The organism is Sphingopyxis sp. EU05-FHT14B03, from assembly GCF_058790875.1.
Genome location: NZ_JBYTDC010000001.1, coordinates 1,494,114 through 1,516,697 on the forward strand (window position 1 = coordinate 1,494,114; position 22,584 = coordinate 1,516,697).

Below are 22,584 nucleotides of genomic sequence, written 5' to 3' on the forward strand. Positions count from 1 at the left end.
GTCCCTATATAGAGATATATGTCAACAAGGCGAAACGGGTAAGGCGCCGCGGCGACGCGCCGCGGCTTGACCAGGAACAAAAGGGCGACTCGCTGTTACATCCCGGCGGGGATGAGGCCGCGTTCGGCGGAAATCCGGACCGCATCGCGGCGCTTGCTCACCCCGATCTTGCGGAACACCGACTTCAGCCGGTATTTCACCGTGTCGGGCGACATGCCGATCAGCCGGGCGATTTCCTTGTTCGAATGGCCCTGGCTCAGATAAAGCAGCACCTCGGCCTCGGCTTCGCTGAACACGCCGAGCACCGTGACATTGTTGCGATAGACGGCGAGCGACTTCGCCAGCGACTTCATGAACTGCGCCCGGAAGCGGTCGACCTGGCCGTCGGTTTCGAGCGCGTCGTCGAGGCAGGCCTGGACGAACTGCCGCGCCTCGACAAAGGGACGGACGATGTTCTGGAACATCGCGATCCCGACCGCCTCGTCGAAACAGGCGCGCGACGATGCGGTATCGCCCCGCATGCGGAGGCCGGCGGCGGCGAGGATGTTGACGTCGACCAGCAGGCGCCCCGCGCCATGTTGCTCGGCCCATTCGCGAAGTTTGCGCAGTTCCTCGAGTGCCGGCTCGACCTCGCCGATCAACAGCCGCAGCCGGGTCCGGCACAGGCTGGCGGCGATCGCGACTGGCCGATAGGGCGGCGATTGTTCGTGCATCATGTCGGCCATCGGATCGAGCCCGACGACCGCCGCCGCCGCGAGCACGGCATGCGTCGGCGCGCCCTGCGAGATCTGCAGTTCGATGCTGCAAATGTCGGCGAGCATTTCGAGCTGGCGCAGCCGCCGCCGCGCCGCGACCCGCCGAGCGCGGGCGATGATGTCGCACGCTTCCTCGAACGCGCCTTCGCCGGCGAGCGCCCGCGCCTCGGTCAGATAGGCGGCGGCATAGACATCGACCCAGCCGTCCGACTGTTCCATGTGCGGCAGCGCCCAGACCAGCAGCTCGCGCGCCTCGGCGACCAGATCCTGTTCGAACAGCAGTTCGGCCTTGAAGGCCGCGCAATTGGCGGCGAGGTCGGACCGGTCGCCATAATTGGCGGTGATGTCGGCGCAGGCCGATTGCAGGATCGCCTCCGCCTCGCGCGAACGCCCCTGCGCGCGCTTGATGCGCGCTTCGAGGAAGCGGGTGAAGAGATCGCTGTAGAGCGACCCGATCGCCAGATAATGATCGCGCGCCGCGAGCGTCGGCTGCAGCGCGCGCTCGAGCCAGCCGCCCTCGAAATATTTGGCGCCCAGCGTCTCGCTGATGTTGGCAAGCACCAGATGGTCGTTCGCGGGAAGCTTGCGCAGCAGCGCCTCGCGCGCGAGCAGGTCGTCAAAGGTCACCGGCTGGTTTTCATAATCGGTGAGCGTATCGCCGACGACGCGAACCTCGGTCTTGAGATCGACCGAGAGATCGGCGCCCTCGACCTGCGCGAGGAAGCGGTCGAATTCGGCGCGGGCGGAGCCGAGTTCGCCGAGCTTAATCTGCAGATAGACCTGCGCGAGCGCGAGCCGCGGCCGCGCCCGGATCAGCGCGACCGGCAGCTTGGCGAGGCCGCGCACGACGACGCCCTGCAACCCCTGCGGGATCAGGCGCCAGCCGCCGGCGTCCTCGAGGATCGCGGCCATGAGCAGGTCGTCGCCCGACAATATGGCATGGTCGATCGCCTCGGCGACCTGTCCGCGCTCGGCGAGCCAGCTCGCGATCCGCCGCTGGAGCGCGGCGAATTGCGCGCGGTCCGAACGCTCGAAGCGATCGCGCAGATATTCGGCGAACAGCTGGTGATAGCGATATTCGCGCCGTTCCCAGCTGACCGGCGACAGGAACACGCCCTGCTGCTCCAGCCGTTCGAGCACCATCCAACCATCCTGCCGGTCGCACAGCAGGTCGACCATTTCGCCGGTCAGCCGGTCGACCAGCGCGGTGCGCGCCACAATATCGCGCGTTTCCTGCGGCAGCGTCATCAGCACCTGTTCGGACAGATAGCGCGCAAGGTCGCTGCTGGTGCCGCAATATTCGTCGATGACGCGCTCGGCGCCCATCCCGCGCTTGATCGACAGCGACGCGAGCTGGACGGCGATCGGCCACCCCTCGGTCCGGTCGAGCAGCGTGTCGATGTCGAGCGTTTCGAGCGGCCGGTCGGTCCGCGTCAGCAGGCATTCGGTTTCCTGCGCCGAAAAACGCAGGTCGGCCGGACCGATTTCGAGCAACTGTTCCTCGGCAGCGAGGATCGATTGGCCGACCCAGGGATAGTCGCGCGAGGAGAAGAGGAAATGGCAATCGGGCGGCGCGAGGCGGACCAGCGATTCGAGGAACTGGCCGACGGGTTCGCTGAAAGCATGGTGCAGGTCGTCGAGGATCAACACCACCGGGACCGCCGCATCGCCGAGTTCATTGACGATCGCCGACAGCGCCGCGCGCGGCGGGATGTCGCTCGGCGCGCCCCTGGCCTCGCCGTCGCCGCGATCCTGCCGAAGCGCGAGAAGCAGATATTTGACGAAACGCTTGAGGTCGCGGTCGTCGCGATCGAGCGTGAGCCAGACGACATGCGCCGTCCCCGCGTCGATGCTGTCGCGCCACTGCGACAGCAGGCTGGTCTTGCCATAGCCGGCGGGGGCATGAACGAGGGTCAGGCGGTGACGCAGGACGCCCTGCAGCCTGCCGAGGAGCGCGTCCCGGCGGATCTGGTCGCCCATCCACATCGGCGGGTCGAACTTGGCGGCTATCAAGTCCTGCATTCGGTATAACCTCGCACGCATCGTCGTCGGTTTCCGGACCGGCAGGTTACGGATCGATGACAGGCCTGACAACCGCCCGTAAAGCCTTACCCGTCTTCGCCGAAGCGCTTACCCGTTCGCGGCCCCGAAGCACCCGTTTTACGCGTTGCGCGCCCCCATGCCCTCCAGTGTAATCGGCCCCGCAAGAGGTTGCGGGAGGATGCGTCAGTGCGAATTGGTGTCGATGTCGGGGGAACCAACACCGACGCGGTCCTGATCGCGGGCCGCCGCGTGGTCGCATCGACCAAGCAGCCGACCAGCGCCGATGTCAGTTCGGGCGTGACCGCCGCGATCCGCGCCATCCTCGCCGACGCGGGCGTTCCCGCCGCCGATGTGAGCGCGGTGATGGTCGGCACCACCCATTTCACCAACGCGCTGGTCGAACGCGAGCGCCTCGACCGCGTCGGCATCATCCGGCTCGCCAGCCCGTCGGGCGAAGCGCTGCCGCCGCTCACCGGCTGGCCCGAGGCGCTTGCGGGCCAGCTCGGCGGGAGCATCTTCCTGCTTCCCGGCGGTTACGAGGTCGACGGACGCGAAATCGCGCCGCTCGACGAAGCCGCCGTCCGCGCCGCCGCACGCGACTGCCGCGACCGGGGCATCGACAGCATCGCGATCAGCTGCGCCTTCGCGCCGATCAATGCCGCGATGGAAGACCGCGCGGGGGCGATCGTCGCCGACACCTGTCCCGACGCGAATATCAGCCTGTCGCACAATATCGGCCGGCTGGGCCTGATCGAGCGCGAAAACGGGACGATCCTGAACGCCGCGCTTGCCAGCCTCGCCCGGCATGTCGTGGCCTCGCTCGAGCGCGCACTCGCGGACCTCGGCATCGCCGCACCGCTCTATATTTCGCAGAACGACGGAACGCTGATTTCGGCCGCCGATGCCGCGCGCTACCCGGTGCTGACCATCGGGTCGGGACCGACGAACAGCATGCGCGGCGCGGCTTTCCTGACCGGCGTCGACAATGGTATCGTGATGGATGTCGGCGGCACGACCTGCGACATCGGGGTGCTTGCGGGCGGCTATCCCCGCGAATCCTCGATCGCGGTCGATATCGGCGGGGTCCGCACCAATTTCCGCATGCCCGACATCCTCGCGATCGGGCTGGGCGGCGGCACGCGGATTCATCTGCCCCCAGAGGGCGCAGCGACGGACGATTTCGCTATCGGCCCGGACTCGGTCGGCTTCCGTCTGACCGAGGATGCCTGGCTGTTCGGCGGATCGACGCTGACCGCCAGCGACATCGCCGTCGCGGCGGGCAAAGCGAGTTTCGGCGACGCGAGCCGGATTCCCACACTCACCCCCGCGCTCCACAGGGCGATCCTTGACAAGATGGCGGCGATGCTGGCCGACGGGATCGACCGGATGAAGACCCAGCCCGGCGACGCGACGATCATCGCGGTCGGCGGCGGCCATTTCCTGATCGACGACAATCTCAAGGGCGCAGCGCGCGTCGTTCGCCCCGACCATGCCGCGGTAGCCAATGCCGTCGGCGCCGCGATCGCACAGGTCGGCGCGCAGGCCGAACGCATCGTCGATTATGACGCCGAACCCCGCGCCGCCGCGATCGAGGCGATGCGCGCGGACCTGCTCGCGCACGTTATCGCCGCCGGCGCCACCCCCGAAAGCGTAGAGATTGTCGATATGGACGAGGTGTTTCTGTCTTACCTGCCCGGTCGTTCGGCGCAGCTGCGGATGAAGGCGGTCGGCAGCCTCGCCGACGAAGCGGGCGCCGTCGCCCTGCCGGTCGCGGAGGCGCGTCATGCGCATTGAACGCGCGGCACAACTCGTCGATCTGGCCGGCGGCGCCGCCTTTCTGGGTTCGGGCGGCGGCGGCGACCCCTATTACAGCCTGCTGCTTGCCGAGGCGGCGCTGACCCGTTGCGGCGGCTTCGACCTCATGCCGCTCGCCGAGGTTGCCGACGACGCGCTGCTCGCGCCCTGCGGATGGATCGGCGCGCCCACCGTGTCGGTCGAAAAGCTGCCCAACGGCGGCGAAGCGGTGGCCGGGCTGCGCCGGCTCGAAGAGATCATGGGGCGGCGCATCGATGCCGTTCTGCCGATCGAGATCGGCGGCGGCAACGGCCTCGCACCCTTCATCGCGGCGGCCGAACTCGGCATTCCGGTGGTCGATTGCGACGGCATGGGGCGCGCCTTTCCCGAATCGCAGATGGCGATCTTCAACATCCGCGGCCTGTCGGCCTGCCCGTCGGTGCTCACCGCCGCCGACGGTTCGCTGAGCGTCATCGAGACCGAGGACAATGTCACCCACGAACGCATCGCGCGCGCGCTGGCGGTATCGCTCGGCGGGATCGCGCATATGGTCGAATATCCGCTCAGCGGCGCCGAGGCCAAGGCGCATGCGATACCCGGCAGCATCAGCGCGGCGATCGCCGTCGGTCGCGCGATCCGCGAGGCGCGGGCGGCCGGCGCCGATCCCTTCGATGCGCTGGCAGAGGCGCTGGAGGCGACCGGACTCTACCCGCATTGCCTGACGCTGTTCGACGGGAAGATCGTCGATGTCGAGCGCGAGACGCGCGGCGGCTTTTCGGTCGGCAAGGTGACGATCGACGGTTTCGCGGCGAGCGGGCGGATGGAAATCGCGTTCCAGAACGAGAATCTCGTCGCGACCAGCGGCGGAAAAATTCTGGCGATGGTCCCCGACATCATTACGGTGATGGACCGCGACACGGCCGACACGATCACCACCGAGAAGCTCAAATATGGACAGCGGATCAAGGTGATCGCCGCAGCCGCGCCAGACATTTTGCGCGACGACCATGCGCTGTCCTTTGTAGGGCCGCGCGCCTTCGGTATGGGCCATGACTTTGCCCCGGTGGAACAGTTGAACGAGACGGAGACGGCATGAGCGCAGAGGCAGGCGGGAACTATGCGAGCGGGCGCCTGCCCGAAGAGCTGACGGTCCCCGGCTGGCGCGTCGCGCTGATCATTGCGAGCTTCACCTTTTCGTTGCCGGGATTCCTCAACAACGCCCAGGCCGGCATGGCGCTCGGGCTGCACCAGGCGGTGCTGGCTTCCCTGCTCGCCGGGCTGATCCTGTGCGCCGGCGCATGCCTGACCTCGGTGGTCAGCGTGCGCACCCGCCTCACCACCTATGTGCTCGTCCAGCGCTCGTTCGGCATCTGGGGCGCCGCGCTCGTCAATATCGTCATCGCGATCGTCCATTTCTGCTGGTTCGGGGTCAATGTGTCGTTCTTCGGCGACGCGATGGTCGCCGCCGCGCGGCAGGGATATGGGATTCCCGGAAATTTCAACCTCTTCGTCGTCGCCGGGAGCATCATCATCACGCTGTCGACGATCTGGGGCTTTCGCACCCTCGACCGGCTGGCGATGATCGCGGTGCCCTTTGTCGGGGTGATCCTGATCGCGGTCTGCGTCTCGGCGCTCGGCAGCAATCCAGCTCCCGATCTCGGCCCGGTCGCGCAGCCGCCGGTTCCGATGAGTTTCGGCATCGCACTCTCGTCGCTCGTCGGCGGCAACCTGCTGACCGTCGCGGCGATGCCCGACCTGTCGCGGTTCATCCGCACCGAGCGCGGCGCGGTGATGGGTATGCTGCTCTCCTTTCCCTTCTGCGCGCCGGTGATCATGCTCGTCTCGGCGCTGATCGCGCTAGCGACCGGGCAGACCGACATCATGCAACTCGTCGTCGCGATGGGCTTCGGCATCCCGGCGCTGGCGATGCTCGTGCTGTCGGTGTGGACGATCAACGCGCTCAACCTCTATTCGGCGGGGCTGTCGATGGCGGCGACCTTTCCCCGCCTCAGGCAAGGAACGATCATCGTCATCGGCGGCGCGATCGGATGTCTTTTCGCGCTCCTCGGCATCATCAACAGCTTCATTCCCTTCCTGATTGCACTCGGCCTGATCATCCCGCCGATCGCGGCGATCTATGTCATCGATGCCTTCCTGACCTTTCGCGACCGCGACGAGGGCGCGGCGGTGACGGTGGCGGTTCGTTGGGAAGCGATCGGCGTGTGGCTCGGCAGCCTCGCGATCACCCTTCCCGCGATGCATTTCGGCTGGTCGCTGACGACAGTGCCGGCGCTCGACGCCACAATCCTCGCCGCGGGGGTCTATCTCGCGGTGCTGCGCCTGCGCCGCTGAACGCCCCGCAGGGCTCGAAGGGGATCGACATGAAAGCCATCGCCGCCGGTCTCGCGCTCGCGCTTACCCCCGCGTCGCTCGCCACCGCGCAGCCGCCCGCCGCACCCTATGCCATGCCCGAAACCGAGACATGGGACATGGTCTCGGCCACCGGCCGAACCTACCGCATCTTCGTCTCGCGCCCTGCGGGTCCGGCGCCCGAGGGCGGCTATCCGGTCCTCTATGTCCTCGACGGCAATGCGATGTTCGCGGGCTTCGCCGAGACGCGGCGCGTCCAGGGCTTCGGCGGCCGCGGCCTCGACAAGATGATCGTCGTCGGGGTCGGCCATCCCGGCGACCAGATTTACGATCCGCGCCGGATGCAGGACTTCACCGCGCCGATCGCAACCCCGGCGCTGAAGCAGCTGTACGCGGCCTATCCGTCGGGCGGTCGCGACGCCTTTCGCGCCTTCCTGCTTGGCGAGCTCAAACCCGCGATCGAACGGCGCTTTGCCGTGCATCCCGGGCGCCAGACGCTGTTCGGCCATTCGCTGGGCGGACTGTTCGCGCTCCACCTCTTTTACACCCACCCCGGCGCCTTCAACACCATCGTCGCCGCGAGCCCGTCGATCTGGTGGGACGATCAGGCGATCCTCGCCGAGGAAGCCGCCTGGCGGGAGCGGGCGGGCAAGGACGGCGCGCTGGCGCGGCGCACGCACCTGCTGCTCATCGCCGGCGTGCTCGAGAGCGACGCCTTGATCGCGCAGGACACATCCGCACTCGCCGCGCGCCTCGCCCCGCTGTCGGGCGAAGGGCTGCGCAGCGAACTGCTGATGCTCGAGGACGAAACGCACATCAGCGTGCCACACCGGTCGATCACCGCGGTGATGCGCGCGGCGATGCGCTGGCCCTGACCGCGCGGTCCCGCGCCCTAGCGGGCGGCGGGACTTGCCGCGTCGGTCCAGTCGCCGAATACCGGCTTGCCCTCGAAAAGGGTGACCAGCACCTTCGTCTTCGAGATTTCATAGGCCGGCAGGTTGAAAATGTCCTTGTCAAGCACGACAAGGTCGGCGCTCTTACCGGTCTTGATCGACCCGGTGACGGCGTCGAAGCCATTGACATAAGCGACGTTGATCGTGTGGCTGGCGATGGCTTCCTTCAGGCTGACGCCTTCGTCGGGCAGAAGCGGTTTGGCGTTCGGGTCGCCCGCGGTGCGGCGGGTCATCGCGACCTCGATGCCTTCGAGCGGGTTGGCGCCGCCGACCGGCCAGTCGGCCCCATAAGCGAGCTTGCCGCCGGCGCGGACGATGCTGCCGGCGGGGTAGATATAGGTCGCGCGCTTCGGCCCGATCGCGGCCACGGTCAGCTCCATATAGTCGTACCAGGACGCCCAGGTCGGCTGGAACTGCGCGAAGGTCGACAGCTTGCCGAAGCGCGGCTGGTCGGCGGGATCGACGACATTCATATGGGTGATCATATGGTGCGTCGGCCTGGCGCCGTTCGCCTTGCGCGCCGCCTCGATCGCGTCGAGCGAGATATGCACCCCGCCGTCGCCGATCGCGTGGAGGAAGGCGTGCATGCCCTTGCCATCGACGGCGGTGACCGCCTGTTTCAGGAGGTCGGGCGCGATCTGCGGCGTGCCGCGCTCGTCGCCGCTATTCTCATAGGGCGCGAGCATGAAGGCGGTCTTTTGCGGGATCACGCCGTCGACGTAGAATTTGACCGTATGCGTTGAAATGCCGAGGCGGTTCGCGCGCTCGGCGGCGCGCAGCAGGCCGGGCAATTGTTCCATGCCCTGTTCATTCTTCCACTTGAGCGACACCGCGACATGGCTGGTCAGTTTCCCCGCGTCGAGCACCGCCTTATAGGCGTCGACCATCGCGCTGCCGCCATCGGCATCATATTCGACCCCGGCGTCGTTCCAGCTGACGATGCCGAGGCTGTTGAAATGGTCGGCGACATAAAGGATCGAATTCTGGATTTCGGCCGCCGACGGCGGGGGGATCATATGTTTGACCAGATCCATCGCCGCTTCCTGGAGGCTGCCGACGGGTTCGCCGGTGGCGGGGTCGCGGTCGATCGTCCCGTTTGCCGGATCCTTGGTATCGCGGGTGATCCCGGCGACCGCGAGCGCTTTCGAATTGAGCCAATAGGTATGGCCGCCCGTCGATTCGAAGATCAGCGGGCGTGTCGTCGACACCGCGTCGAGCAGGGCCTTGTTCGGAATGCCGCTCGGTGGAAACAGCGCGTCGCTCCAGCCGATGCCATAGATCGCCCCGTCGCCCGGCACCGCCGCGACGCATTGGGCGATCAGTGCCTGATAATCGGCGATCGTCTTGCCGTCCTGGAGCGGGCAGCGCGAGCGGCTGAGCGCGCCGAACAGCGGGTGGACATGCGCGTCGCCGAAGGCGGGCAGGACCAGCTTGCCGCCAAGGTCGACGGTGCGCGTCGCCGCGCCGCGCAGCTTGCCGACCGCGGTCGCGCTGCCGACCGCGACGATCTTGCCGTCCCGGATCGCCACGGCCTCCGCCCAGGGCTGCTTGTCCTCGACCGTGTAGACCCGTGCATTCGTCAGGATCAGGTCGGCCGGCGCCTTGTCGCGGGCGGCGGCGGTGCCGGCGGACAGGGCCAGCGCGAGGGCGAGAGCGGCGGAGACGGCAGGTTTCGACATGTTCACTCCCGAGGACGCTGGATGGACCTTGTTGCAGGTCCGGCTTTCGATGGACATAAATTTGCGCGTGCGACGCGGCGCGGCGCTTCGACGATATGACCAGCAAGCCGTCTGCGGATCGAATCCAAATCCGGGGTAGTCGCGGGCGAAGACGGGTAAGCCTTTGCCGCCCCGCGGCGCCCCTTCCCCAATATTGACCGGCCTTACCCGTCGCGTCGCTTTCGCGGTCCCGCCGCGCACCGGATAGTGGCCGCTCGGCACAGCGGGCGGAGGAAGCAATGCTGCAAAACTGGCACGTCGGCCTGCGCGACCGCATCGACCGCAGGCGTCGCGAGGCGCTCCATTGCCAGATCGCGAGCGCGATCATCCACGACATCGAGGCCGGACGGCTGATGCCGGGCGCCTGGCTGCCGAGCAGCCGCTATTTGGCGGAGACCCTGGGCCTCAACCGGAAAACGGTGGTGTCGGCCTATGCATATCTGATTGCGCAGGGTTGGCTTGCGAGCCTCGGCACCAGCGGCACGGCGGTTGCAGCGGGGCTGCCCCGGGTATCGGCGACGACGCCACCGCCCGATGCGGGCACCTGCGGGGTCGGCTATCGCTTTCGCAAGCCTCGACGAGACCGGGCAGCTTTCCGGCTTGCGTCCGCTGCGCCCGGCGCTTCCTTAGAGCCTCAAAAGAAAGACCAGGGATGACCGATATTTTGCCGGCCAGCGGAACGACACGCCGGACCCTAGTGAAATTGCACCGCTGGCTGGGGCTTGCCGCCGCCGCGATCTGGCTTGTCCAGGCGGTGACGGGAATCCTGCTGACCTTTCACTTTGAGGCCGAGGACGCGATGCTGTCGACACGGCACGTGCCCACCGATCCGGCGGCGATCGAGCGGCGGATCGAGACGCTGGCGGAGGCGGGCGGCAAGGCGAGGGTCGACTGGATCTGGACGACCGCCGGGCTGTCCGATCGCTATATCATCCTGCACGACGATTCGGCGGGCGTCAGCCGCAAGGCCTATATCGACGGCGCCGGGACGATGCTGCGCAATGCGCCGGCCGACGATTACAGCTTCCTCGGGCTGATGCGCGAGGTCCATCTGACGCTCGTCGCCGGGACCGCCGGTCATTGGATTCTCGCGGTCAGCGGGGTGTTGCTGCTGACCAACCTGATCTTCGGGCTGGTCGTCGCCTGGCCGAAACGCGGCCAATGGCGCCATGCGCTGCGCCCGCGCGGGCGGCGGGGTTCGGCCGCGGGCTATTATAGCTGGCACAAGGCGCTGGGCCTGTGGGCCGGTATTCCCGCCCTGATCATCATAGCGTCCGGCACGCTGGTGATGTTCGAGGAACAGGTGCGCGGCCTCGTCGGCGCCGAGGAGGTCAGCCTGCCCCCCAATCGCGCCACCGGCCAAGCGGTCGGTTTCGCCGCCGCGTCGCGCGCGGCGGTCGCCGCGATCCCGGGCAGCCGCTTCGTCGGCACCACCATGCCCTCGGCCGGGGACGCCAGCTATCATGCCTGGGTGCGGGCACCGGGCGAACTGTATCGCGGCGGCTATGGCGGCAGCCTGGTCATCGTCGATGCCAATGACGGCAGCATCCGCGGCGCCTGGCCGATCACCGACGCGAGTATGAGCCAGATCGTCGTCGCTTCCTTCTATCCGCTCCACACCGGAGAAGGCCTCGGCCTCGCCGGCCGTATCCTGTCGCTCGCGACCGGGCTGTGGCTGGCGGTCACCATCGTCCTCGGCGTGCTGCTCTGGTGGCGCCGGCGCGCACGCGGCTGACCCATTACCCTTCGAACCCCCCGCTTACCCAAAGACCCTGCTGACCACCCCGTCCCGATGTGCTGAGTTCGCAAAGGGCGGATTCGGCGCATCGGGCGCCGGCTGGGTCGTCGATAGGGAGGTCTTTGACATGCAGAAGTTCACGATGAAGCTATGGACGGTGGCGGCGGGCGCCGCGGCCGCGACGACGATGGCGGTGCCGGCGACGGCGGCCGATCCCAACGCGCCGCAGGCACCGCAGCCAAGCGAGCTGGTCTATCCGACCGGTTTCGACAAGGCGCTGTCGCTGATGCTGGCCGGCGAGGGCGGCGAGAATGGCATCGGCTCGCACCGCGTCTGGCCGACTTTGTCCTTTCCGGCGCTGACCACCGAGCAGATCGGCAAGGCGCTGACCGGCAACACCCTCGCCATCCCCTATCATTATGCGCACCAGTACAGCGCCAACGGCAAGGTGGGCGGCTACAACATCCGTTACGATGCGGTCGATGTGAAGAAATGCCCCAAGACGGAAATCCCCGGCGACGGCCTGCTCCTGTACGAGGGCGTGTGCAGTGCACAGGTCAACGAGCCGGTAACCGGCAGCTGGAAGGCCGAGGACAACAAGCTGTGCGTCGATATCGCCTGGGCCGGCAAGACCCAGATCACGGGCTGCTATACAATGTTCTTCGTGATGGATAGCGTCGCGATGGTGAAGCCCGACGGCACCGTTTCGGGCAAGGCGCACGCGCTGAAGAAAGGCGCCGCGCCCGACATGTAGGGAACGGCATCTTGCTGATTTGCATCCCCGATATCCTGACTGGCGACCAGCTGAACAAGCTGGTCGCCATGATGGACAGGCAGCGCTTCATCGACGGACGCGAAACCGCCGGCTGGGCTGCGTCGGGGGTGAAGGAAAACAAGCAGGTCGCGGGCGATTCGAAGGACTATGCCGCGATGCAGGCGATGGTCACCGAAGCGCTGGCGGCCAATCGTTTCTTCGCGATGGCGGCGATGCCGCGCACGATGCGCCCGATCCTGTTCAGCCGCTATACCGAGGGCATGGGTTATGGCGCACATGTCGACAACGCCCTGATGGGCGAAGCGCCGCAAACGCGCATCGATCTCGCCTATACGCTCTTCCTCTCCGATCCCGAAAGCTATGAGGGGGGCGAGCTTGAGATCGACGAGCCCGCCGGTACGCGATCGTTCAAGCTGCCCGCCGGAGCCGCGATCCTCTATCCCGCCAATTCGGTGCACCAGGTCGCCAAGGTGACGTCCGGGCAGCGCGACGTCGCGGTCGGCTGGATCCAGAGCCTGGTGCGCGAGGCCGACAAGCGGCGCGTGCTGTTCGAACTGGAGAATCTGCGCGCCACCATGTTCGCCGAGAGCGGCAAGAGCGCGGCGTTCGACACGCTGACGCGCAACACCAGCGACCTGTGGCGGATGTGGGCCGAAACCTGAGTCCTAGAGCATGTCCATGATCTGCCCCGCCGCGCGATACGCCTCGTGCATCGCGTGCGCCATCGCCATTTCGCCGAGCAGTTCGGAGTGCGCGAAGACGATCCGGCCGTGCGGCTTGCGGATCACGTCCGAAGGCGGCGGCGCGCCGTCGCGGCCGAAATAAAACCCCGGCTGCGGCGCGACATACGCGTGGCCCCAGCGGTTGAGAATGATCCCCGCGATGTCGCGCTTCGCATCGAAACCCGCGGCGGCGAAGCCCGCGGTCAATTGCTCGCGCAGCTGGCGTTCGAAGTCGGCATAGCTGGTCGCGAACAGCCGCGCGCGCGCCGCCGGCCCCTGCTGCGGGCCGGGCAGATCGGGATGCAGGAAGGGGATGTAGAAGGTCAGCACCGTCGGGCTGTCGGGGGTGAAGGTTTGCGCCCCGCCCATATCGACATTGCGCCGGATCGATGTCTGCCAGCCGAGCGCATCGAACCAGCGCGTGTTGGTGAAGCCGAGCTTGTCGAAAAAGCGCCAGTTGCGGAGCGCGACATTGGCGACCATCACCGGCCCATATTGGAATTCGCCATAGGCCTTGCGGTGGCCCTCGGGCATGTCGGAAACGATATTGCGGTTCACCCAGCCGCCCGACGCCATGACGACCGCCCTGGCACGAACGCGGCGAACCTTGCCATCGCGCACATAGCTGACGATCGCATGATCGGCCTTGGCCGGATCGCCGGGATGGCGCACGTCGATCGCGGTCGAGCCCGACCGGATGCGGATCTTGTTGCCCGCGCGGTCGAGCTTCGCAGGGTCGATCGTGCCGCCGACCGGGGCCAGCGGCCCTTGTTCCTGCGTCCGGATCGCACCGGGAATCATCCGTTGCAGCATGATCCGCATGAAGGCGGTGTTGCCGCCCGGAAAGGAGACGAGGCCGATGTCGGACGAGGAAATCACCTTGTCCTTGATCGTCGTGCCGGGGAGCCGCAACCGGTGCGCCGCGAAGGCCGAAATGCCGCTGCCGCAGACGCCGTAATTGCCGACCGCGATGCCGGGATCGATATAATTGCGGACCTCGGTGCCATAGCCGAGCTTGTCGAGCAGCTGGTAATAGGTGAGCGTATCGAGCCAGGCTTCCGGATTCGCCACCCCTGACAGGACATCGCGGCGGTCGGCGACGAAATCGTCGAGCTGCTTCTGCGCCGATGCCGGCCAGGGCGTCTTTGCAAAGCCATCGGTCGTCGGATTGGCGACCCAGCCGGTGCCCGGGAAATGATAGCCGGTGGCGTAAGCCTTCTCCCACGCCGGGGCCATCGGACCGAAATGATAGTCGGTCAGTTCATATTTCTCGGCGCCGCCGCCGAGCGGTTCGAGGTCATATTTCGTCGGCAGGCCGAACTCGCGATAATAGTCGGTGAAGATGTCGTACGTGCCTTCGCCAAAGCTGCCGCGCACATAATTGTCGTGCGGAACGATCGCGCCGTTCGATCCCTGCGGCGCGACCAGGCGGTGGCCATCGACGTCGAATTCATTCTGCTTCGCCTCGCCGCCGACCACCGGATGATTGTCGAGGAGCAGGCAGGTCACGCCCTCGCCGGCGCGCTTTGAAAATTCATAGGCTGCGGTCATGCCGGAGAAGCCGCCGCCGACGATCACCAGATCGAAATCCTCGTCGATCGGCTTCGTCGCGGGATCGGGGTAAAGGCGATCGCGGATGCCGTGCGCGGCATCGACCACTGCCTGCGTATTGCCGTTCGACCAGGCATAGTCGCCGACCCCGCCATAGCCGGTCCAGGACGAACCCGAGGGCGCCCATGGGCCGTCGGCGGCGGCGCCCTGTCCGCCACCGCAACCCGCAACCAGCGCCGCGCCGCTCGCCACCATCGCGCCGTTGAAGAAATCGCGCCGCGTGATGCGGCTGCCCATGCCCAGCAATTCGTCCGACCTTTGTCCGCTCATCGTCTTGCCTCTCCTCGGCGTCACGTCCGCCCCAAGAAAAACGGCGGCCGGGGATGCCCCGGCCGCCGCCCCATGAAGACCTTGGCTATGCTCGGTTCAGAACCGGAAGCTCAGCGTCCCCTGCACCGTGCGCGGTTCGCCATTGGCGCACGACCCGAAGGCCGAGCAGCTCGGATAATAGACGTCGTCGAACAGGTTGATCGCGTTGAACTGCAGCGTCCAAGCCTTGTAGTCGAAGGCGACCAGCGCATCGACCAGCGTGTAGCTGGGCGTTTCGACGACGAAGGCGCCACCGAAGGGGTCCGACGTCTGCTTGCCCTGATAGCGCACGCCGCCACCAAGGCGCATGTCGATGTCGCCGGTGAGTTCGACCGTCTTGGTGCCGAAGATGCTGGCGAGATATTTCGGGGTATCGTCGCGTTGACGCCCCTCACCCGAAAGCCGGACCTTGCCATAGGAGAAGGCCGCGGTGAGCGAAAAGTCGTCGGCGACATTGTGGTTGGCCTGAAACTCAACGCCCTTCGACTTGACCGAGCCGGTCTGGATCTGATTCAGCGGATTGGCCGGATCGGTGCGGAGCGCATTGTTTTCCTTCAGATCGTATAGCGACACGCGCAGCATCGTTGTGCGGAGCGGCTGCCACTTGATCCCGATTTCCTTCTGCTTGCCCGACAGCGGCTGGTAGGTGCTACCGAACTGGTTGAGGCCCGAGATCGGCAGGAAGGATTCCGAATAGCTGATATAGGGCGCCAGCGTCGACGTGGCATTGATGGTCAAGCCGGCACGCTTGGTCGTCTTTTTGGTGATTTCCACCGGCTGACCAACATCCACCTTCGAGTAGCGGTCGCGCCGGATGCCGAGGACGAGCGACGCCACTTCACCGAAATCCACCTGGTCCTGCAGATAGAAGCCGGTCTGCTTCAGAATCTGGGTGTTGAAGAAGTTGAAGACCGGCGTGGGGGCGTTGCCATAAACCGGATTATAGACGTCGATCGCGCCGGCGTTCTCGATGAACGCCTGTCCCGATACCTGCTTGAAGTATGAATAGTCGACGCCGGCGAGCAGCTGGTGAGAGACCGGACCGGTGTCGAACTTGAACGCCACGCCATTGTCGGTGTTGAACGTCCGATATTTGATGTTGATCGCGAACAGGTTGCGCGGAACCATCGTGGTGCCGGGAAGGAAGGGGTCCAATGGGCCACCCGGGCTGAGATAGGTGGCCAGATAATATTCGGCCTGCTTGGTATTGGCCCAGGTATAGCGGCTCGAGCTGCGGAAGCTGAACGCATCCGAAAATTCGTGGGTCGCGAGCAGCGAGACCGCGGTATATTCCTTGTCACCGCGGTTGATTCCCGGCTCGCCGAAGAAACTCGAGTTCCGGATGCGCTGTCCCGGAAGCGCGAAAAGCGATCCGACGATCGGCATGACATTATAGTTCGGCGGGTTGTGATCTTCCTGATAGATGCCGATCGCGGTGATGTCGGTGCGGTCGCCCGGCCGCCAGGTCAGCGCGCCCTGCGCGACGATGCGGTCGTTGCGCGTGAAGTCCATGCGTGAGTCCGAATCGCGCACCACGCCGACGAAGCGCGCGGCGAGCGTATCGCTCAGCGGCCCGGTGACGTCGACGGTCGCTTCCTTGCGATCGAACGTGCCATAGCTGACGCTGGCGCTGCCGCCGAAGTCGAACTGCGGACGCTTGCTCTGCATGTTGGTGAGGCCGCCCGAGCTGCCCGCGCCATAAAGCACCGAGGCCGGGCCGACGAGGACCTCGACGCGTTCGAGCGTCGCGATTTCGGGGCGCGGCATATAGACGAAGCCATAGTTGCGTTTCAGCCCGTCGACATAGAGCACCGATTCAAAGCCGCGGACGATGTTGAAATCGCCGCGCGAATCGTCGCCGCCGTTGTAGACGCCCGCCGTGTACTTCAGCGCTTCGCGAATATTCTGCGCACCGCGGTCCTGCATCTCCTCGACCGTCACGACCTCGATCGCCTGCGGAATGCGCAATATGGGGGTGTCGGTCTTGGTCGCCGTGGACGCGGTCGCGGTCACCACGATATCGGATTCATCGACCGGTTCGGACTGGGCATAGGCCGGCTGCGCGCAGGCCAGCGCCAGCAATGACACCCCGAACGATCCCCGCATCACAGCCATACGATCTAGACAAACGCGCATCTTACGCCCCTTTTCTTTCTGTCGGTCTAAGCCAAAAATTCCCCGGTCGTCTTGAATTTGTCACGCCAGTGTAGATCGCCTGAAATTCTGTGGTTGTCCGGATTCGGGTAAAAGCCGACTTTGATGGGTGGATTTTGCTTCCCGATACGCGCTTACCCGCGGCTAACTGCGGATAATGCGGCGGTCATCGCGACCTGAACGCCCCCGGAACCGGGTAGCACATATTGCCAGAAGGCAAGATTTTATCTCTATTTGTGATAATTTTAGTCTCTATATGGGAACAAAATCGCCAAGGGAGAGAGACATGCTGCCGCTGTTGCAAGGGGTCCGGATCATCGAGGTCGGCGCGGTCGTGCTCGGCCCCTATGCCGGCCAGATCCTCGCCGACCTTGGCGCCGAGGTGATCAAGGTCGAAGCTCTCGAGGGCGACATCGCGCGCCACGCCCATCCCGCCGGTCCCGGCGGCGGCGCCCTGTTCCTCAACAACAACCGCAACAAGCGGATGCTCGCGATCGACCTCAAGAAACCCGAAGGCAAAGCCGCTCTCGACCGGCTGATCGGCATCGCCGACGTCCTTTTCCACAATATGCGCGTCGATGCCGCCGAGCGGCTGGGACTCGGTTTCGATGTGGTCGCGGCGATCAACCCCGGCATCATCCATTGCGCCGCGATCGGTTTCGGGCAGCGCGGGCCCTATCGCGACCGGCCGGCGTTCGACGACATCATCCAGGCGGCAAGCGGGCTGGCGGGACTCGAAGCCGCAACCGGCGCCGATCCGCGCTTCGTGCCGACGGTGCTCGCCGACAAGGTCGCGGCGCTGCATGCCGTTTATGGCATCATGGCGGCGCTGGTGGCGCGCGCGAACGGGCGGAGCGGCGCGATCAAGGTCGAGGTTCCGATGTTCGAGGCGCTCGCCGCCTTCCTGCTCAACGAGCATCTCGCGGGCGCGACCTTCGCGGCCGACGGCGAACCCGGCTATCCGCGCATCCTGTCGCCCAATCGCCGGCCATTCCGCACGGCGGACGGCTGGATCGCGGTGCTGCCCTATACCGACCGGCAGTGGCGGTCCTTCCTGATCGAGGTCGGCCGCGACGACGTCATCGCGCAGCCGTGGTTCGCCGACCCGCGCCAACGCCCCGCGCATATCGACACCCTCTATGCGATCGTCGCTGAGAGCCTGCCGGCGCGGACGACCGCCGCATGGCTCGACGCGCTTACGGCGCGCGACATTCCCTGCTCGCGTGTCCCCGACCTGCCCGGCATGCTCGACGACCCGCATCTGGCCGAGATCGGCTTTTTCGACGTGCCGGCGGACTATCCCGACGGCATCCGGCGCACGCTGCCGCAACCGGTGCTGTTCGACGGCGTCGCGCCGCTTCCCGACGTCGCGCCGCGCGCGCTGGGCGCCGACAGCCGTGCGATCCTGCGCGAGGCGGGGCTCGACGAAGGCGAGATCGACACGCTCATCGACAGCGGCGTCGTCGGCGCGGCCTGATCAGCCGAACCGGCGGCGGATGAAGGCGGCACCGTCGCGGATCGCGCGGCGCGCGACCTCGGCGATCGACATCGCCTCCAGAAAGCTGTGCGTCGCCCCGGCATAGATGCGCGCCTCGGTATCGACGCCCGCGGCTTCGAGCCGCGCTTCCATCGCGATCGACTGCTCGGTCAGCAGGTCGCATTCGGGGATCACCAGCAGCACGGGCGGCAGGCCGGCGAGTTCGGCGTGGATCGGACAGGCGAAGGGATCTTGCGCGCCCGCCGCGCTGTCGACGAGATAATTGGCATAATAGCCCTGCGCCTCAGCGCGGTCCATGATCGACCCCGGCCCGCCGAAAAGTGCCTCGGCACGGTCGGAGACCGCGGGCGTGAAATAGCCATAGTTGGAAAGGATCGCACGGACGAGGCCGCCCTCGCCTCGCGCGCGCAGCCGCAGCGCGGTCGCGAAGCAGAGATTGGCGCCCGCCGAATCGCCGCCCATCGCGATCCGCGCCGGATCGATCCCTAGCGTCGCGCCATGCGCCACGAGCCACAGCATCAGCGCCTCGATCCGGTCGAGCGCGACCGGATATTTATGTTCGGGCGACAGCGGATAATCGACGCCGATCACCACGAAGCCGCCCGCCGCGGCATATTCGCGCATCAGCCGGTCGTGCGTGTCGATCGAGAACAGGGTGAAGCCGCCGCCGTGGAGATAGACGAGCGCCGGCGCGGGCACCGCCGCCCCTTCGGGCCGGTAGACGCGGACGCGCAATTCCCCCGCGCCGGCGTCGAAGCGGCGTTCGAACGTCTCCGCCATGACCGGACCGCCCGCCGTCCAATGCGCGCGCACCGCCTCCGACACCGCGCGCTGTTCGGGGAAGTCGAGCGTGTCGAACGGCGGATGCGCCGCCCAGCGCTGCTTCATGATCGCCAGAAATTCCGCGATTTCGGGGTCGATCGTCATTTCACCGGCAGCCATTGCGCGTCCTTCTCGGCGTCGATGTAGGGCGACGCGGGCATCTTGCGCGCGGTCGGCCACAGTTCGTCGAGCGTCGCGGCGTCGAACAATTGCCCGCCGCGCATCACCAGTTTGATCGACATCGTCTTGCGGATATCGGTCAGCGGGTCTTCGTCGAACACCACGAGGTCGGCATATTTGCCCGGTTCGATGGTGCCCATGTCGGCGAGCCGTCCGATCGTCTCCGCCGCCCCGGCAGTCGCCGCATGCAGCACCGCCATCGGCTTCATCCCACCGAGCGCATGGCCCTCCATTTCGTAGTGAAAGCCGATCCCCGGCTCGTCGCCGTGCGATCCCATGCCGACGAGCGCGCCGCTTTCGGCGAGCTTGGCCGCATCGGCGGCCAGCGCGGGCATGCGCGACGCCGCGAGCGAACCCCAGGGCCGGAAACCGAGCTTGTGCGCGATCGCCGACGGCGACCAGAAATGCCGCACCTTGGGATCGAGCGCGGGATCGTGCATCGACACATAATAATGCCGCCCCGACGGACCGCTGGTGTTGATGAGCAGCGTCGCAACATAGCTGGTGCGCATGCGCTGATAGAGGCCGACGACATCCTCGCCGAACGGCGTGATCGGCAACGCATGTTCGTTGCCGGCATAGCCGTCGATGATCTGGGTCAGCATCAGCTTGGGATTATGGCTGCCCTCGGTCGTCGGGACGATGCCCTGTTCGCGCGCCGCCATCGCGATCCATTGCCGCACGGTTCGGCTCTCTCCGCGATATTGCTTGATGTTGCGCAGCCCCCAGGCGTCGCGATAGCGGCGCAGCACGTCGCGCACCTGGTCGAGCGAGGTGAAACGCTCCTTGGAAAAGAGCGCCGGGCCGGTCGAGCGGAGCCGCGGCCCGATCACCAGCCCCGCATCGATCAGATCCTGATAGGCGATCTGGTCGATGCCCAAGGTCGAGGGATCGAAGGACGTGGTGACGCCGAACGCAAGCCGTGCCGGCAGGTCCCATTCGTCGTAACCGATGACGTTGCGGCGCACCCCGCCGATATGGTCATGATCGTCGATGAAGCCCGGGACGACGGTCTTGCCGCCGAGTTCACGCTCGGGCGTGCCGCTCGGCACCGCAAGGCTGCCACGCGGCCCGACGGCCACGATCCGGTCGCCGCCGATCAAAATGTCGGCATCGTCGACGATCTTGTCGCCGCCCGCCATCGTCAGCGCCCGCGCACCGCGCAGCAAGAGGCTGCCCGCCGGCCGGGCGCGCGGCATTTCGGCGACGAGTTCGACATGTTTCGCGGGCGGGGTCGCCTTGGCGTCAGGCAGGACCTGCAAATAGTTGCCAACCGTCCAGATCAGGCTGCCGTCGGCGCGCCAGTCGAAGAAGTCGGCGCCCATGCGCGTGACCTTCCGCCCCGTCGTGTCGGCGGCGGTCAGGTCGACCGCCACCTTGGGATCGGCGGGCACGGGCAGCACATACAGCTGTTCGCTCGTCTGCGCCGCGATCCATTGGCCGTCGGGACTGATCCGCAAGTCGTCGGCGTCGGCGAGCCGCTCGGTAAAATAGTAGTCCTGCGCCTTCACCGACGCGACGACACGCTGCGTCCCGCGCGCCAGATCGATGGCGACCAGCCCGTCGCTGCCGAGCAGATAGGCCGTACCGGGTTCGCCCCGCACGAAATGCGGCCGCTGGCCGAGCGTGCCGCTGGTAACGACCCGCGCCGGCCCACCCGCCGCAGGCAATGCCACGAGGTCGGCGGGGCGCACCGTGCCGAATTCGAAGCTGGTCTGTTGCCGCGCCGCCGCCGGCGAGCGGACCGCGAGGATATTCGCACCATCGGGCGTGAAGGCGGGATGGGTGTAGAAGGCCGAAACATCGCTGACCTTCACCGGCGTGCCGGAGCCGTCGGCGGCGATGCTCCACACCGCGCCGCCCGCGCGCTCGCTCCAGGTGACATAGGCGATGCGCGACCCGTCCGGGCTCCAACCCGGCAGCGAGGCGGGGTCGCCGCTGATCGGCAGGCGCAGCGCCTTGCCGCCATCGACCGGCTGGACATAGACGCTGCCGAGCGCGGCATAGGCGACGCGCTGGCCGTCAGGCGACGGCGACGTCCCCTGCAACAATTTGGCGCGTACCGGGCCGGTGTCCTCTCGAAAACCGATCCGCGTGCTCGGCCCGACCGCCAGCTTCAGCCGCGCGGTGAAAGGCACCGGCGTCGTCGCCGACCCGTCGATCGGCCGCCGCTCGATCCGCCCCTGCCAGGCGATCAAGATCGCCTGGCCGTCGGGTGTGAAGGCGTAGCGCGGGATCAGGTCGAGCGAGGCTGCGCCGTTCATCAGGTCGGCGGGCGCGGGTCCCAGATCGCGGTCGTCGCCGGTCGCGAGGTCGCGCAACCGCAGCCGCGTCTCCGCTAACCGCCGCGTCGCATAGGCGAGTTTTCTGCCGTCGGGCGAAATCGCAGGTCGGAAGAAAGTCTCCTTCCCCGCCTCGCGCCCGCCCGAATTGCCGACGACGGTCTGTTCGGCGCCGGTGGCCAGATCGCGGCGGACGATCGTCCATGCCACCGGTTCGGCAAAATCATTGTCACCGACGCGGCGGGCGAAATAGAGATATTTGCCGTCGCGCGACGCTGCGGCGCCAAGCGTGCTTTGCCAGGCATCGCGCGGTGCATCGGCGGACGGCTTGGCCGGCGCAACCAGTTCGCCCGGCCCGCCATCGACCGGATGGCGCCACAATTCATAGCGATCGATGCGGATACGGTGGCGGCTGACATAGATCGACTTTCCGTCGGCACTCCATTCGGGCGAGGTGCGCACCGCGCCCTCGTCTTCGTCGCTGATCCGCCGCGCGCCGCTGCCATCGGTGCGCGCGATCCAGACATTATCGCCGCCCGAGCGATCGCTGACATAGGCGATCCATTGCCCGTCGGGCGAAAAGGTCGGCTGCACCTCGAACGCCATGCCCGTCGCGATCGGCACCGCCTTGCCGCCGGCAGCGGGCAACGCATAGATTTCGCCGAGCATGTCGAAGAGGATCGTCTTGCCGTCGGGCGAGATCGCCAGCGACATGAAGGTGCCGCTCGACACCTGATAGTCGAGCGTTCTTGCGGGCTTCATCGGCAGCGCGGTTTCGTCGGCGGCGAAGGTCGCCACCGGCATCGCCAGCGCCCATGCCGATACCAGTCCCCATATCGCGCGTTTCATATCGCTGCCCC

At 66.7% G+C, this 22,584-nt stretch carries 15 protein-coding genes; 9 read left to right on the forward strand and 6 right to left on the reverse strand.

Going from position 1 to position 22,584, the window contains the following annotated elements; all coding sequences use genetic code 11:
• Window positions 1-95: 95 nt before the first annotated feature.
• Window positions 96-2,777: a helix-turn-helix transcriptional regulator gene (locus AC3WS4_RS07215; RefSeq protein ID WP_492735396.1), complete on the reverse strand. Its 2,682-nt coding sequence runs from the start codon at window positions 2,775-2,777 to the stop codon at window positions 96-98.
• 207 nt (window positions 2,778-2,984) lie between these two features.
• On the opposite strand from AC3WS4_RS07215, the gene AC3WS4_RS07220 reads away from it, so the two are divergent.
• The 4 genes from AC3WS4_RS07220 to AC3WS4_RS07235 are packed head-to-tail and all read left to right on the forward strand — an operon-like array spanning window position 2,985 to window position 7,837.
• Window positions 2,985-4,592, forward strand: coding sequence for a hydantoinase/oxoprolinase N-terminal domain-containing protein (locus AC3WS4_RS07220; RefSeq protein ID WP_492735394.1), 1,608 nt, complete (start codon window positions 2,985-2,987; stop codon window positions 4,590-4,592).
• Window positions 4,582-5,688: an S-methyl thiohydantoin desulfurase family protein gene (locus AC3WS4_RS07225; protein ID WP_492735392.1), complete on the forward strand. Its 1,107-nt coding sequence runs from the start codon at window positions 4,582-4,584 to the stop codon at window positions 5,686-5,688. Before AC3WS4_RS07220 ends, AC3WS4_RS07225 begins: the two co-directional genes overlap by 11 nt.
• A complete protein-coding gene (locus AC3WS4_RS07230; protein WP_187140013.1) occupies window positions 5,685-6,944 on the forward strand; it encodes a purine-cytosine permease family protein in 1,260 nt (419 codons plus the stop codon). Before AC3WS4_RS07225 ends, AC3WS4_RS07230 begins: the two co-directional genes overlap by 4 nt.
• 29 nt (window positions 6,945-6,973) lie before the next feature.
• Entirely contained in the window at window positions 6,974-7,837 is an 864-nt protein-coding gene (locus AC3WS4_RS07235) for an alpha/beta hydrolase (RefSeq protein WP_187140012.1), read from the forward strand.
• A gap of 17 nt (window positions 7,838-7,854) precedes the next feature.
• Here the strand turns inward: AC3WS4_RS07235 and AC3WS4_RS07240 are convergent, their stop codons facing one another.
• Window positions 7,855-9,594: an amidohydrolase gene (locus tag AC3WS4_RS07240; protein ID WP_492735389.1), complete on the reverse strand. Its 1,740-nt coding sequence runs from the start codon at window positions 9,592-9,594 to the stop codon at window positions 7,855-7,857.
• A 278-nt stretch (window positions 9,595-9,872) separates the two neighbouring features.
• Here AC3WS4_RS07240 and AC3WS4_RS07245 point away from each other — a divergent pair, with 278 nt between their 5' ends.
• The 4 genes from AC3WS4_RS07245 (at window position 9,873) to AC3WS4_RS07260 (ending at window position 12,808) form a co-directional block, all read left to right on the forward strand.
• Entirely contained in the window at window positions 9,873-10,289 is a 417-nt protein-coding gene (locus AC3WS4_RS07245; protein WP_492735387.1) for a GntR family transcriptional regulator, read from the forward strand.
• Window positions 10,286-11,368 carry a PepSY-associated TM helix domain-containing protein gene (locus AC3WS4_RS07250; RefSeq protein WP_492735385.1) on the forward strand — a complete coding sequence of 361 codons (1,083 nt, stop codon included), beginning with the start codon at window positions 10,286-10,288 and terminating at the stop codon, window positions 11,366-11,368. The genes AC3WS4_RS07245 and AC3WS4_RS07250 overlap by 4 nt, the downstream gene beginning before the upstream one ends.
• Before the next feature lie 130 nt (window positions 11,369-11,498).
• Window positions 11,499-12,125 carry a hypothetical protein gene (locus AC3WS4_RS07255; protein ID WP_492735383.1) on the forward strand — a complete coding sequence of 209 codons (627 nt, stop codon included), beginning with the start codon at window positions 11,499-11,501 and terminating at the stop codon, window positions 12,123-12,125.
• Window positions 12,126-12,136: 11 nt separating this feature from the next.
• The gene (locus tag AC3WS4_RS07260; protein WP_492735381.1) at window positions 12,137-12,808 is read left to right on the forward strand and encodes a Fe2+-dependent dioxygenase; all 672 of its coding nucleotides are present in this window, start codon (window positions 12,137-12,139) and stop codon (window positions 12,806-12,808) included.
• Window positions 12,809-12,811: 3 nt separating this feature from the next.
• Here the strand turns inward: AC3WS4_RS07260 and AC3WS4_RS07265 are convergent, their stop codons facing one another.
• A complete protein-coding gene (locus tag AC3WS4_RS07265) occupies window positions 12,812-14,749 on the reverse strand; it encodes an NAD(P)-binding protein (RefSeq protein WP_492735379.1) in 1,938 nt (645 codons plus the stop codon).
• Window positions 14,750-14,845: 96 nt separating this feature from the next.
• Window positions 14,846-16,903 carry a TonB-dependent siderophore receptor gene (locus AC3WS4_RS07270; RefSeq protein WP_492735377.1) on the reverse strand — a complete coding sequence of 686 codons (2,058 nt, stop codon included), beginning with the start codon at window positions 16,901-16,903 and terminating at the stop codon, window positions 14,846-14,848.
• Window positions 16,904-17,228: 325 nt separating this feature from the next.
• Between AC3WS4_RS07270 and AC3WS4_RS07275 the strand changes: the two genes are divergently transcribed.
• Entirely contained in the window at window positions 17,229-18,419 is a 1,191-nt protein-coding gene (locus AC3WS4_RS07275) for a CaiB/BaiF CoA transferase family protein (protein WP_492735375.1), read from the forward strand.
• On the opposite strand, the gene AC3WS4_RS07280 is transcribed toward AC3WS4_RS07275, so the two are convergent.
• Together AC3WS4_RS07280 and AC3WS4_RS07285 are read right to left on the reverse strand one after the other, a co-directional pair.
• Complete coding sequence (locus AC3WS4_RS07280; RefSeq protein WP_492735373.1) at window positions 18,420-19,382, reverse strand: alpha/beta hydrolase fold domain-containing protein; 963 nt, start codon at window positions 19,380-19,382, stop codon at window positions 18,420-18,422.
• Window positions 19,364-22,573, reverse strand: coding sequence for an amidohydrolase family protein (locus tag AC3WS4_RS07285; protein ID WP_492735371.1), 3,210 nt, complete (start codon window positions 22,571-22,573; stop codon window positions 19,364-19,366). Before AC3WS4_RS07285 ends, AC3WS4_RS07280 begins: the two co-directional genes overlap by 19 nt.
• Window positions 22,574-22,584 lie beyond the last annotated feature (11 nt).